At 43.9% G+C, this 12,859-nt stretch carries 10 protein-coding genes; 6 read left to right on the plus strand and 4 right to left on the minus strand.

Annotation, left to right across the window (positions count from 1 at the left end; all coding sequences use genetic code 11):
• The first annotated feature begins 298 nt into the window (after positions 1-298).
• The 3 genes from APB76_RS15420 (at position 299) to APB76_RS15430 (ending at position 2,873) form a co-directional block, all read left to right on the plus strand.
• Positions 299-658 carry a hypothetical protein gene (locus APB76_RS15420; RefSeq protein ID WP_049843378.1) on the plus strand — a complete coding sequence of 120 codons (360 nt, stop codon included), beginning with the start codon at positions 299-301 and terminating at the stop codon, positions 656-658.
• 1 nt (position 659) lies between these two features.
• Complete coding sequence (locus APB76_RS15425; protein ID WP_049843377.1) at positions 660-899, plus strand: hypothetical protein; 240 nt, start codon at positions 660-662, stop codon at positions 897-899.
• A gap of 312 nt (positions 900-1,211) precedes the next feature.
• Positions 1,212-2,873 carry an SgrR family transcriptional regulator gene (locus APB76_RS15430; protein WP_054961839.1) on the plus strand — a complete coding sequence of 554 codons (1,662 nt, stop codon included), beginning with the start codon at positions 1,212-1,214 and terminating at the stop codon, positions 2,871-2,873.
• Between the two features lie 39 nt (positions 2,874-2,912).
• Here the strand turns inward: APB76_RS15430 and APB76_RS15435 are convergent, their stop codons facing one another.
• Positions 2,913-4,304: an aminotransferase-like domain-containing protein gene (locus APB76_RS15435; RefSeq protein ID WP_054961840.1), complete on the minus strand. Its 1,392-nt coding sequence runs from the start codon at positions 4,302-4,304 to the stop codon at positions 2,913-2,915.
• Between the two features lie 103 nt (positions 4,305-4,407).
• On the opposite strand from APB76_RS15435, the gene APB76_RS15440 reads away from it, so the two are divergent.
• On the plus strand, positions 4,408-5,304 hold the full coding sequence (locus APB76_RS15440) for an EamA family transporter (protein WP_054961841.1): 897 nt from the start codon (positions 4,408-4,410) through the stop codon (positions 5,302-5,304).
• A 43-nt stretch (positions 5,305-5,347) separates the two neighbouring features.
• On the opposite strand, the gene APB76_RS15445 is transcribed toward APB76_RS15440, so the two are convergent.
• The 3 genes from APB76_RS15445 to norR all read right to left on the minus strand — a co-directional run bounded on the left by APB76_RS15445 (position 5,348) and on the right by norR (position 10,197).
• Positions 5,348-6,379 (minus strand): hybrid-cluster NAD(P)-dependent oxidoreductase, encoded by a 1,032-nt coding sequence (locus APB76_RS15445; RefSeq protein ID WP_049843373.1) that lies wholly within the window; start codon positions 6,377-6,379, stop codon positions 5,348-5,350.
• A gap of 56 nt (positions 6,380-6,435) precedes the next feature.
• Positions 6,436-8,097: a hydroxylamine reductase gene (hcp, locus tag APB76_RS15450; RefSeq protein ID WP_054961842.1), complete on the minus strand. Its 1,662-nt coding sequence runs from the start codon at positions 8,095-8,097 to the stop codon at positions 6,436-6,438.
• Positions 8,098-8,667: 570 nt separating this feature from the next.
• A complete protein-coding gene (gene norR / locus APB76_RS15455) occupies positions 8,668-10,197 on the minus strand; it encodes a nitric oxide reductase transcriptional regulator NorR (protein WP_054961843.1) in 1,530 nt (509 codons plus the stop codon).
• Between the two features lie 307 nt (positions 10,198-10,504).
• Between norR and APB76_RS22975 the strand changes: the two genes are divergently transcribed.
• A complete protein-coding gene (locus tag APB76_RS22975) occupies positions 10,505-10,663 on the plus strand; it encodes a hypothetical protein (protein ID WP_157633206.1) in 159 nt (52 codons plus the stop codon).
• Positions 10,650-12,842, plus strand: coding sequence for a hypothetical protein (locus APB76_RS15460; RefSeq protein ID WP_054961844.1), 2,193 nt, complete (start codon positions 10,650-10,652; stop codon positions 12,840-12,842). The genes APB76_RS22975 and APB76_RS15460 overlap by 14 nt, the downstream gene beginning before the upstream one ends.
• The last annotated feature ends 17 nt before the right edge of the window (positions 12,843-12,859 follow it).

A 12,859-nucleotide genomic window follows, 5' to 3' on the forward strand; every position in this document is an offset into this window, starting at 1 on the left:
TTACTTGATTTATATGTAACTGAAGTTGTTTTATTTGTGATCAAGGTCACTAAAACATGCAGTTTCATGCCCTATTTATTTCATGGTTTATTTTTCTGATAGCCGTACTATTTATTTGCTCTCGTAATTCCTGAAATTGGAAATAGATGGAAGCAAATTATAAAAATAACAACAGATAATTTATCGAATTGATGTACAGGCTTAGCTGCTATAAATATAAAGCTAAGTAGTATGTTTCGTCAGGCTGGAATTAACCATATATACGATTCAATCGGTTTAGTTTTAGTTAGGAGAAAGTATGTTTCAAGAAGTGACAGAGCTGTTAGATGAAATTGGTTATGCATTTGATCGTCATGAATTAAAAATGTGTATGATTCGTGCACAAAAGAAAAAGGTTTTAAAAGCACTAATAGAAGATAGCAGAAAAAAAAGCTTTGATTTGTCATCCAATGTAAATAAATCCATTTTGGCGTCTATTGCAAGTACTCCCGATATATCTGAGAAGAAAGCGCTCGCAGAACTCGAACAGTATGTTTCGAGAAATTTAGATGAAAACTGGAGTCATAGAGAAAAATTACTCGCGAGCGCTATGCGTCACACGGAGGAGTTTAGAATGCTTCTTATTCTAAACGGTGATGCCGCTGTGAGGTATATGTAGAATGGAGACTCGTGTTCAAGAGGCAATTCGTTGCGCCCAGTTGTTAGAGATTGATGTGCATGACAAAAATGTCCGTGGTTGCATGGTAGCGGCGATTATGTGCGAACAAGTACATGAGTCGAATTTAGGTACTTTGCTGAACCTTGCCTACACCAGCCAGTCTATTGTTTTTCTGCATGCGTTGAAACAAACTGAGGAATTCAAACTTATTCATTCTTTACTATCTAAGCATTTAGATTAGGTAGTTATCTGGCAACCAAGGAAGGTTGCAAATATTTAGTATCTCTTATTTGAGAATTGTCACAATATCACCCTAAAGTAGTAGTGGTGTTTTTGTTTGCTTGTGATATCAGCAATGATTGTTATTTCAAATTGTGTCTAAATAAAACAAATTTCCGACTCTTGTATAAAGATGATGAATTTTTGTGTGTGATAATGACTAAAGTAGATGAATAACTTTAGGTTGCATAGATAGACTATCTATAAGGTGCTTATTGATTTATAGGTGTTTTGAAATTTTTCGTAGGCAGTGTATCAATACTAAAATAAAAATATGAAAGACTTACGCTTGCGTAGATTGTCGCAGTTACTCAAAAATTTCAACTATGGCCGTGGTTATGAAGTTTCGATCGAAGATCTAGAAGAGATTTTTTCAACGAGTAGACGAAATACTTCAAATATCATTAAGGTTCTACAAGAATGTGGCTGGATATTATGGAGCCCTGCTGTTGGTAGAGGAAAGAATAGTAAAATCACAGTTGTCGCATCTTTATACCAAGCCCTGTATGAATGTATACAATCCGATATCACTGAAGGAAATCTAGATCAAATACCCAAGTATCTAGAAGCTCATCGCTCTCTTGCTTCAAGAATATTACATCTATTGATGCATGAAACTGAAAATGCCAATAAAGCTAGTAGTACGTTAACTGTTACTCAATACCCTCCTGTTAATAAACTAGATCCTGCAATTACTTATGTATCGGCAGAAATGCAGGTAATTAGCGCAATGTATGATACGTTGCTTCGAATTGATGAAAATGGTCATATTCACAATCATATCGCTTATGAATACTCAGTGACGAATCAAGGCAAGCGTTATTGCTTTTGGATAAACCCTCATGTCTTATGCCATGATGGTTTACCACTTACCAAGTTAGATATCATTGAGAGTCTAAATAGACTTTTCTCATCAGAGGGCCCTTATAAGTGGCTCTTCAAGCAAGTTGTTAGAGTCGGTTACGATCGCGAGCAAAATGCTATCTTTATCGATCTTTCTGATGCTAACCCTCTCTTTGTTTTCGCGTTAACTACTCCAAATGCTTCTATTGCGACAAGAAGATATCAAGTTTTGGGTCAGCGCCGTGTCCGTGTGGGTACCGGACCGCTTCATTTAACCCATTGGGACGACAAGAAACTGGTATTGGTTAGAAACTCTCAATACTTTGCCACGGGAGCTCTTCTAAGTACGATAAACCTCTGCCACGAGGGGAAGGCGTTGAACAGTTTCCTAAGTTTTGAAACAGAAAATCCTGAAAGCGAAAAGCATCCAATCCAAGCATTTTCGACTCTAGCGATCAGGCTACGAGATTCAGCCACAATTACCAAAGACGGACTGGCAGCGCTGCTTACCTTTATTCAGCAACAACGAACGATTTACACTCATCAACAAGGGATTGATATTATTAGTCATTTCGGCTTCTTGAAGCATGAACAATCTGAATGTCCGGTGTTATCAGGGGAAGTAGTCATTGGTCACAGTGAGTGGAGGGTCAAATATAAACGCCACTTAATTAACTGGCTAACTGAAACAATAGAGAAAACGGGAATAAAAGTCAGATGCCTTCCTATCTCTGATTTAGATGCGCTAGATGAGTATCGAGACAAAATTGATCTACTTTTGTGTGAAGAGTTGTTGGAGCAACCGAGTCGATATGGTTTGTATGATTGGCTTTTAACTACAACTTCATTGAGGTTTGCACTTACCCAAGAGCAGTTTGAAGAGCATAGAGTTCATGTACAGAAAGTCGTTGCCAATTTTAGCTATGAGCAAGAACTACTCGATGTAATTAACACCATAGTAGATCGTCATCATTTGCTGCCGTTGTTTTGGGGGCAAAAGGTAGTGACTAAAACGAAACAAGTTTCGGGAATACAGTTGAAGAAGAACGGGTACTTGGATCTACACCGGTTATGGAACAACCATACTTTATAAATCCTGATGTTCTTTGCAAGAAAGAGTTAAGTCTCACCGTTAATAGGTGGAATTGTATTTTCGGATCAGCTTAATCAAGGTGTCTAACTCATTTTTTACCGCTCCCTGTAATGGATAGCCCATATTGATACGAATGCACTCGGTATAAAGATCGAGAGTAGTGAATAGATGGCCAAGCCTGACATCAAGTTGAAGTTGCTCAATACCTTCTGCCAGTGCAAGGTGATCCAAGTTGGGTATTTGCAGCCACAAGACCATACCACCTTGTGGGTAGCTGATTTTTACTTCAGAGGGTAAATGCTGGGTAAGGTAATCGAGGTATTGCTGCCTTAAACTTAACAGTTGATTACACCTTCTTTTTATATGTTTTGCATACTGTCCCGATTCGATAAAGTCCGCCACGGCCAGTTGAGTTGGGAGTGCGACACCGTAATTTGCCGATGCAAACTGGGTTTTGTAGCTGTCGAGGTACCTCCCCGGAAGGCACCAGCCTAAACGGTAACTCGGCGATAGGCTTTTAGAGACAGAGCCACACCACAAGACAAAGCCGTTCTTGTCATAATATTTAGCCGGTAATGGCGTATGTGAGGAGTAGGACAACTCTAGATAGACATCATCTTCAATTACTGGAATACGATAATCATTGGCAAGCTGAGCAAGCTTTTGCTTTTGATTCGCCGACATATTGATGCCTTGTGGATTCATATGCGAGGTACAAAAAATCGCTGCATCAACCCGTCTGTGTTTGAGGTGTGCTTCAAGTTGCTCTAGATCGATACCATCATCTAAAGAGGGGATCTCAATGATCTTACGTGACATATGACCGAGCAATTCCAAAATGCCGTTGAAGCATGGTGAGCTGATCGCAATAGTGTCACCTTGTTTTGTGCAGGCTTCTAACGCCGCTTTTATCGAAGACATACAACCCGCGGTAATCACGATTTCATCGGTATTAAAATGCAAATCGAGCTTGTTAAAATGAGTTGAAAGAGCGCTACGTAGCGATGGCTCTCCTTGGACATCCGGATAGTGATTGAGCCTGTCTCCCAATCGTTTGAGTGCTCGGCGAAAGCTTCGTTCTAGTTCAACAACAGACTGTTGGTCGGCTGAGGTGCTAGATACACCTAAAGGACCACTTCTCGCTGTATGGGTGGGAGTGCGAGCTGTTACGTGAGAAACCTTACTTTCAAACTGAGCCCAGTCAGGCGTCGCGTGCGTGGGCTTACGAGGAGAAACAAAGTAACCCGCCTGTGGTCTAGAGTGAATCCAGCCTTGCGATTCCAATTCTTGATAGCAACTGACTACCGTAGACATACTTACCGACTGCTGTTTAGCCAACTGCCTGAGCGATGGCATTCGCCCTCCTTCGATTCTTTTACCGTTTTCTATCTCTTCAATAAATTGATTGGCGAGTTGTTGGTAGATGCTCATTTTCGCTTTCTCACTTAACTGTACTGGTTTTTATTTAAAAAATTGTATCTGTATATGATTTGTCGCTCAAGGGATACTGTGGCAAAACATAAGAGGGACGAATATGAAAAGAAATGACTTATTGTTAGCGGTGCTTGTCATGGCTATTTGGGGATTTAACTTCTCGATGATCAAAATGGGGGTAACTAATGTTCACCCCTTGTTGGCAACAGCGGCACGTTTTGCGCTCGCAGTGATTCCTGCGATCTTCTTTATTGCTAGGCCAAATGTCGCGTGGCGTTACTTAGTTGGCTACGGCATTGTGTTTGGGGTTGGCGTGTGGGGAATGGCCTCTTGGTCTATCACTGCAGGGCTTTCGTCTGGAATGTCTTCAGTTCTACTGTCAACCAACGTACTGATCGGCATGGCCGTGGGCATTTGGGTCTTTAAAGAGCAAGCTCCGCTGCGCAAAGTTTTGGGTGCGGCTCTAGCAATGTGTGCCTTGGCAGTACTGGTTTCAGCAACAACAGGCAATGTGACGTTAAAAGGCGTTGCTTTGATTATGATTGCTGCCTGCTCTTGGACCCTGATGGGTGTGATTGTTAAAGCGTCAAAGACCACTCAGGCTTTTGCATTCAATGTGTGGGGAATGCTGTTTGCACCACTGCCACTTGTCCTGTTTGCTGTATCGCTTAATGGGGAAGCGATCATTTGGCAGGCGTTTGAACTGTGGGATTGGAACACCACGATTGCGGTTGTATTTCAGGCATATCCAACCACTTTGTTTGGCTACTGGGTATGGAATTTGGTACTGATTAAGTATCCGTTAAGCACCACGGCACCGTTAACCTTGCTTGTGCCCGTGTTTGCTTTAGTCAGTGGTTATTTTATGTATGATGAAGTGTTATCTATGGGACAGATCATTGCGTCTGGACTGTTTTTGGTTGGGATTGGATTAATCGTTAAGCCTGCATCGATGCAAAAGAGCTCGACTAAAGCGTTTAGTAAGCTAGCACGATAGAATGGATTCCGAGTAAGTGAAGGCTTACTCGGAATGTTTACCATTACATTAATTCAACTTCAACATCGCTTTGAATCTGGCTAGAGCAAGCGAGCGTATAACCTTCCGCTAAGTCTTGTTCAGTCAGAGTCTCGGTGCTAGTACGAGACACTTCTCCTTTAGTCACTTTGCATTTGCAAGAACCACACATGCCACTGCGACAAGCGATGATGATAGGTACACTATTGTCTTCTAGGACATCGGCAAGTGTTGCACCTTGCTCAACTTCAGCAGTGACACCAAAAGCGGGCACTTCAAATTGAACCACACCGCCAGCAGATGGCTCTTGATGGGTTTCGATTGGAGTGAAGCTTTCCTGATGAAACGCTTGAGGCTCGACTCCGAGCGCGAGAGAGTGAGACTCCATATCCTGCATAAACTGAGTTGGCCCGCATAGATAAACGGTGCGTTCCGCGATGTCAGGACATAGGGTTTGCAGCCATGCCTTATCTAGGCGACCTTGCGGATGACGTGTCCCGGTGTTGTCTTTTAGCAGCAACTTAAAGTGGAAGTGGCTGTGAATGCTGTCCATTGACTCTAACTCATCAAAATAGATGGTTTGCTGAGCGCTTTTAGCCATATGAATAAACACGATATCGATATCTTTGCCATCAGCTAACCAAGTCTTTGTCATCGACATTACTGGGGTAATACCACAACCTGCGCTAAGCATAACGACTTTATCTTTTGGCGTGCAATCGACACTGTTAAATGGACCAGTAGGTGCAAGGGCCAACACAGTATCACCCGGGGATAAGGAATCGATAATGTGGTTTGAGATTAACCCTCCCTCTACGCGCTTGATGGTCAGTTTTAACTGAGGTTCGTTAGGCACAGAGCTAATCGAATACGCTCTATATTCAACTTTACCCTCCATCTCAAAACCGAGTGAGACAAACTGTCCGGGCTTAAATTCGAAAGCGATATCTTCATCGTCTATAGGGGCCAGCGTTATGCTCACGGTATCAAGGGTTTCTTGCCACTTCTCTACACAGCGTAAAGTTGTTGGCAGGTTGTTTTGCCATTCACTTGTCATAGTTTTCTCTTAAAAAAGTGCCTAGGGTCAACAAACCCTAGGCAAATTGGCGAGGATTAAGCAGCTAAGATGGTTTTTAGATCGTCTTCAACATTACCGATACTGCGCATGTCGAATTTCTCTTGGATGATTGCCAGTAGGTTGTCGGTCAAGAAAGCAGGTGCTGTTGGACCTGTGTAGATACCTTTCACACCTAAAGCGAATAGGGTAAGTAAGATAACAATCGCTTTTTGCTCAAACCAAGATAGAACGAGGGTTAGCGGAAGCTCATTGATATCACAGTCGAACTCTTTAGATAGCGCTAGTGCAAGTTGGATTGCTGAATAGGCATCATTACATTGACCAACATCGAGTAAACGTGGGATACCGTTGATGTCACCAAACTGATTCTTGTTGAAACGGAATTTACCACAAGCTAGGGTAAGGATAACGCTGTCTTCAGGTGCTGCTGCGGTGAAGTCTGTGTAGTAACTACGCTCAGACTTATCACCATCACAACCGCCCACTAGGAAGAAATGTTTGATGTTGCCTTCCTTAACTTGTTCAACCACTGCCGGTGCCGCTTCCATGAGCGCATTACGACCGAAGCCAACCGTGATCATCTGTTCGATTTCATCATGTTGGAAACCGTCTTGAGCTAGAGCGCACTCAATCACTTGGCTGAAATCATCACCTTCGATATGTGCTACGCCCGGCCAGCCAACAATACTGCGTGTAAACAGGCGATCGGCGTATTGGCCGACATTTGGATTCAACAAACAGTTCGATGTCATGACAATTGCGCCAGGGAAGTTGGCAAACTCCTTTTGCTGGTTTTGCCATGCGCTGCCGTAGTTACCCACTAAGTGAGGATACTTGTTTAGTTCTGGGTAGCCGTGTGCAGGTAGCATTTCACCATTGGTGTAGACATTAATGCCTTTGCCTTCAGTTTGTTGCAGGATCTTTTCTAGATCATGTAGGTCATGACCAGACACTAGAATCGCTTTGCCTTTTACTGTCTTAACGTTAACGGCAGTAGGAGTAGGGTGACCGAACGTAGCAGTTTCACCTGCGTCTAGCATCTCCATCACCTTGTAGTTCATTAGGCCGATCTGCATCGAACATTCTAACAGAGCGTTTAAGTCTTCTGGGTCGGTGCCAAGCCATGCCATGATTTGGTGGTACTCGGCATAAATATCCGTGTTGGTTTGCTCTAGTACGCGTGCGTGTTCCATATAGGCTGCTGCACCTTTTAGGCCGTATAAGCAAAGTAGGCGCAGACCAATCACATCTTCACTCAGATGTTGGTAGCCGCGGTTAACTGCCACAAGAGGAGCATGAGCCAAAATCTCTTCCGCACTTGCCGGAAGCTCAAAGTGGGCGACAGATGGTGCTTCAACTAGTTCGATATTACCCAATTTAGCTGCCGCGAGAGTTTGCTCTTTTAAGCGAGCTTTGTATTGCGCAGCCAATGAAGCAAGCTCAAGAATACGCTCTGGATCGAAGTTAACGTTGGTCAGCGTAGAAAAGAAAGCTTTTGGTGCCCACTGGTCGATTTCAGTATCGATGATATCGAATTTGCGCGCTTGCTCAGCCCAGTAAGAAACACCTTGTAGGGTGTAGACTAATACGTCTTGTAAATCAGAAACTTCAGAAGTTTTGCCACACATACCTTGTGCAAATGAGCAGCCCTTTACAGTAGGGGTTTGAATAGTCTGTTCACATTGAATACAGAACATTGCGCGTCTCCAGTCGTGATAATTGTTAGCGGAACCATCCGCCGTTTTATTTTGAGACTGATAGAGCAGGTAGCGTGCCAATACCTAACTATATGTTTTTATTTGATTTATTGTTTTGTCTGGTATTGAATTGATGTACTTATTACATCGCGAGCGATGTGTTTATTACATCGCGCTAGTGCTTTGACGCGGAGAAAGAACAACTAAGCATCGAGTCTGTGGCTAAACCTTGAACAATAAACACGCTCCTGTGTCAGTCGAATGCGATAACTCGAGGAAAATACGTAGGTTAATGGGATGTCTAAGGAATGATGTGATTATTACAACGCTGGAAGCACCGGTTTGGAGCTAAGCTTAGAGTGCTTACCACCGTTTAACAGATCGGTTTCCAATTCGACTAAGTAAGCGTATAAACCAGCACTCCATTGACACAGAGCAACCAAAATGACTTTGAAGGCTAGGTCTTATCTGGTGATATTGTAATTAGCCTGTAAGTTATTTTGTCTTTCATATTTGATTTTTTGGCTTCAGATTTAGTGACGTCAGTGTGGTTTAATTGCGGGAGAAGTGTTAAATCTCTACTCCGAGTTTTTTGCCCATCCGGTATAGATTTCCTCTATCCATTTGCAGAAACTCAGCGGCTTTAGCCCACGTGCCATTCGATTTCTCAAGTGCATGAAGGATGAGATCTTTTTGATAGTCTTCAACCAATCCGCGCATAGCTTGACTCTGTTTGGGTAGGTAATTGTTATTTGTCAGCTTTTCTGTGGTCTCAATACCACCGTCGAAGTGTTGAGTTGTAATGATCTGTTGCTGATTTTGGATGGCGCGCAGGGCGGCTCTGGTGAGGGTGTGCTCAAGCTCTCGGACATTGCCCGGCCATGCTTGACGCTCAAGTAGGTTGAGGCTTTTAGGGTGTAAATGCAGGTTAGGGATATTGAACTGACTGCGGACTTTTTCTAACAGGTAACCCGCGAGTACCGGGAGATCACCTTCGCGCTTTCTTAGCGGCGGCACTGAAATAGGGAAGACATTTAGGCGGTGGTATAAATCGGCTCTGAACTGCCCATTTTCAACTTCTTGCGCGAGTGAGCGATTAGTGGCCGCAATAATACGTACATTAACCAACAAATGCTGGTCACTACCGACTCTTTGCAGCTCTCCTTGTTGAATCACACGCAGCAATTTTGCCTGCAGCACAAGTGGCAACTCGCCCAATTCGTCTAGGAAAATAGTGCCGCCATCGGCAAGTTCAAACTTACCTGCTCTGGAACTGTTTGCACCTGTGAATGCCCCTTTAACATGACCAAATAACTCACTTTCGGCGAGACCTTCAGGTAGCGCGGCGCAGTTTACATAGATCATTGGTTTGTTGGCGCGATGACTTTGAGCGTGCACACTGTGCGCAACGAGTTCTTTTCCCACCCCAGTTTCCCCTGTGATCAACACGGCATAGTCAGACTGCGCGACTGTCGCTATGTTGGTGCGTAGCTTTTCTATCTGCGGACTAACGCCAACCATCTCTCCTTGCTTGGAGCGAGCTTGCTGAATCAAGGTTTCCGTGACATGTTTTTGCTTTTTATTTTGCGCCTTAAGGGCTTTCACTTGGGCGATATTACGCAGAGTTGCAGCAGCAAGTGCGGCGAAAGTTTCGATTGTTACCGGGTCAATGCTGTCAAATGCCCCCACAGTCAAAGAATCTAGCGTCAGCACTCCGACCAACTGCCCACCGACATACAAGCTGCAGCCCATACAGTCATGGACATCAAGCTCCGCTTCTTCACTTAACAGGATGCCACTAAATGGGTCGGGTAACTCACAGTCAGCACCAAAACGGACGGGTTGTTTGCTCTCCATGATAGCTTGTAGGCGAGGGTGAGTTTTAGGGAAGAATCGCCGTGCTAGGATGCTGCTCGATATGCCTTTAACCGCGACGGGAGTAAGAAAGCCATCTTGATCGAGGATAAATAACGCGCTCGCATCACAAGGAAATACCTGATCAATACCATCAATAAGATGCTGATACTGGGTTTCACTGTTTTGGTTGGAACTTAAATTGAGCGCGATATCCAACAGGACTTTATTCAAGTTAGCTTTCATGATTTGGCGATCCCTTTTTGAAGAGTCGCCATGCTAACAAGGTGATGTAATTTTTACATCAGCTCCGCAAGCTAACCTTAACTCTATTGATATATATCAATGTTGTTGTGAATTTTTATGTGATCGGTTTCTTATTGATTGTATTGATAAATCCTTATTTTCTACACGTTGTTAGGTAAAAGGCAGGTGATTTGTTAAAGGAATATATTCCATTCCATGCATATAGTTATTTTGAATAAACGTCTGAGAAGATCCCTCTCAGTAGGGAGTAAGGATCGCTTCTTTCGGCGAAGTCCAAGGAGGAATTATGTATAACTTTGTCATTAAAGGAGTCGCACTTGCGTTACTCGTTATAGGTTTAGGTGCATGTAGCGATAGCGACGGCGCTAGCTCTACATCCTCAGTATCAACCAGCTCTTTGGTATTACCAGAACAATTGGAGGTAGTGACCAATGAAACAGAATAAACTCTTTTTTGCGTTGGCGGCGTTGCTTCCCTATTACGCAGGAGCAGCTTACAACGACCTAGGAACCGATTACAGCAATGCAGAGGTCAACTCTCACGTATGGAATGAGGCCCTTAGCCCTATTGAATTGGTCAACAGCATACTGTGTTTTACAGCGCAATTTAATGGTGTCGAGTTTGTGAACCAAGGTCCTTATTCTGTTCTGGCCGATGAGTCTGCCTGCTTTGATAACCAAGAAGATGGCTCGACTGGGCAGTCTTCAGGCGCCAGTAACACCCCTAGCTATATGAAGGCGATATCGAATGTCACTCGCCAAGATGATACCTCACCCTTGATCGTCAATGTATGGTTGCCAGATATGGGGGAAGACGGACAGAGCCAGGCGATTAAATTTAAAGCCGAGATCTCGCAAGGAGCGAATGAGAGTAATCCATTTGGCAGCTTTACATTTAACTTTGATTTCTTCGACAGTTTCTCAGCAGGTAACCAGCTTGGTGGTGGTGAAGTGATTACGGTAGACACGGTGCCAGGCTCAATTGGATTTACATTGTACGAATCGAGTTCTCAGGGCAGTGACACCTACCAACAAAGCGCTAGTGTGGTAATGTCAAGCGATCGCTCTAATGGAGTGGCACTCACAGGAGTAAACCATAGTGGCAATGGACAGACATCTTATGCGTTGGCGTTTAACTCTAGTAATGTGTTGATTCAAAGCGTTAATGGAGGTTTCTCTAATTTACCTTACAAGTCAGGAAACAATTCTGGTCAGTGTTTAAGTCGTACCAGTTTTGATAGTTTTGCCCACCGCTATGATTTGTTTGATTCAACGACAGGGGCAAAGGTTAATATCAATAGTGGCTTTTCAATCAAATATGACAGTGACAGCAACGGCAGTTATGACAGCTATGGTCATATTGGTTACTGGGGAGCATGGACAGAAACCGAAGGCGCTCTGACCAATGGTGACACCGTCATCCGAGATACTGGCGGTGTTCAAACCACTTATACCTATGTCAATGCCCCGGGAAGATTGGTCAAAAATACGGTAAAAATTTTAGCGTTGGCCAATGCGCGTGGCATTCGATTCTCTTACTGGGATAGTACGATTTTTGCCGACAACAATTACGACCAATGGGTTGTACAGTATATGACTGCTGCTGGCGACCCAGTAGGGCAAGATGGATTTTACAAAACGGGTAAGCTCGCTTGGGGACAGAACGGACCACAAATAACGGATCAAACTCCTGCTCTAATTTCACTTTCCGCCAATGAATCACTTTATATGTATTCCGAGCAACTTGGAGGGGAGGTGAAGTATCTCGATGGACAGTCTGCGCTTACTTACTACGAACAGACATTTATTAATGGCAGTGAGACAGGAAGTGGCGAACTACTTAACTCTGGGTCCATCACTTTAACCTGTTACGACAATTGCCCTATTGGTACTTTTGCCATCGGCGATCTGACCAACTACTCTGGTTCAAATAGTCCTTTCGAAACAACTTCAGGGCCATTTACGTTTACCTTTACGACCACAGGGGGAAATGCACTGACCTTAGTTAGCGTGGCGAGTAGCGAACCTGTTCGCTATACAGCTTCCCTCACTCAAAATGATATCAACTCAACACCACATAGTTGGGGGGTGCGCAGCGGGCCGATGATTATAGGATCGGTAAGCAACTCATATGACATCTATAACCCTGCTATCGTATCGGAATTCTATGTATGGGAAACGGGTATCAATACCTGGAATCAGCTTTCCACTGTGAGGGATGGGTCAAACAGCATTGTTAGCTTCTCTCGCCCACTACAGCTGGCTTATCAGCATAGTAATGCAAAAGATCGTAGCGGGAGTGCAGGAGACTATGATGGTCAAACCTTCATGATCAATTATGGAGGTAACGGTGATTTGTGGGGAATCCCTTACTCCAACGACAATAACCGCTATCGCCCTGCATTTTCTTTGGCTGATGGAGTATTGCTTGGTGATTCAAGCCAATATGTGGTTAAGGCGATAGAGCTAGAACAAACAATGCAAAACGCGGCAGGGCAATGCAGCAACTTGACGTTGCAAGATCCCGCTGTACCCGTCCCTAGCTCCGTTCAAGGCAGCGCAGATATCGGGGATATGCCAATCGTTACTGGCGATCCATCGGTGATTGCAGGCGTGACTCAGTAGTGATTAAAGTTAGTTCT

Source organism: Vibrio bivalvicida, from assembly GCF_001399455.2.
GTDB classification, from domain to species: domain Bacteria; phylum Pseudomonadota; class Gammaproteobacteria; order Enterobacterales; family Vibrionaceae; genus Vibrio; species Vibrio bivalvicida.

Coding starts and splice junctions, on each gene's coding strand:
- APB76_RS15420 (WP_049843378.1), top strand. CDS start 299: ATGTTTCAAGAAGTGACAGAGCTGTTAGATGAAATTGGTTATGCATTT.
- APB76_RS15425 (WP_049843377.1), top strand. CDS start 660: ATGGAGACTCGTGTTCAAGAGGCAATTCGTTGCGCCCAGTTGTTAGAG.
- APB76_RS15430 (WP_054961839.1), top strand. CDS start 1,212: ATGAAAGACTTACGCTTGCGTAGATTGTCGCAGTTACTCAAAAATTTC.
- APB76_RS15435 (WP_054961840.1), bottom strand. CDS start 4,304: ATGAGCATCTACCAACAACTCGCCAATCAATTTATTGAAGAGATAGAA.
- APB76_RS15440 (WP_054961841.1), top strand. CDS start 4,408: ATGAAAAGAAATGACTTATTGTTAGCGGTGCTTGTCATGGCTATTTGG.
- APB76_RS15445 (WP_049843373.1), bottom strand. CDS start 6,379: ATGACAAGTGAATGGCAAAACAACCTGCCAACAACTTTACGCTGTGTA.
- hcp (WP_054961842.1), bottom strand. CDS start 8,097: ATGTTCTGTATTCAATGTGAACAGACTATTCAAACCCCTACTGTAAAG.
- norR (WP_054961843.1), bottom strand. CDS start 10,197: ATGAAAGCTAACTTGAATAAAGTCCTGTTGGATATCGCGCTCAATTTA.
- APB76_RS22975 (WP_157633206.1), top strand. CDS start 10,505: ATGTATAACTTTGTCATTAAAGGAGTCGCACTTGCGTTACTCGTTATA.
- APB76_RS15460 (WP_054961844.1), top strand. CDS start 10,650: ATGAAACAGAATAAACTCTTTTTTGCGTTGGCGGCGTTGCTTCCCTAT.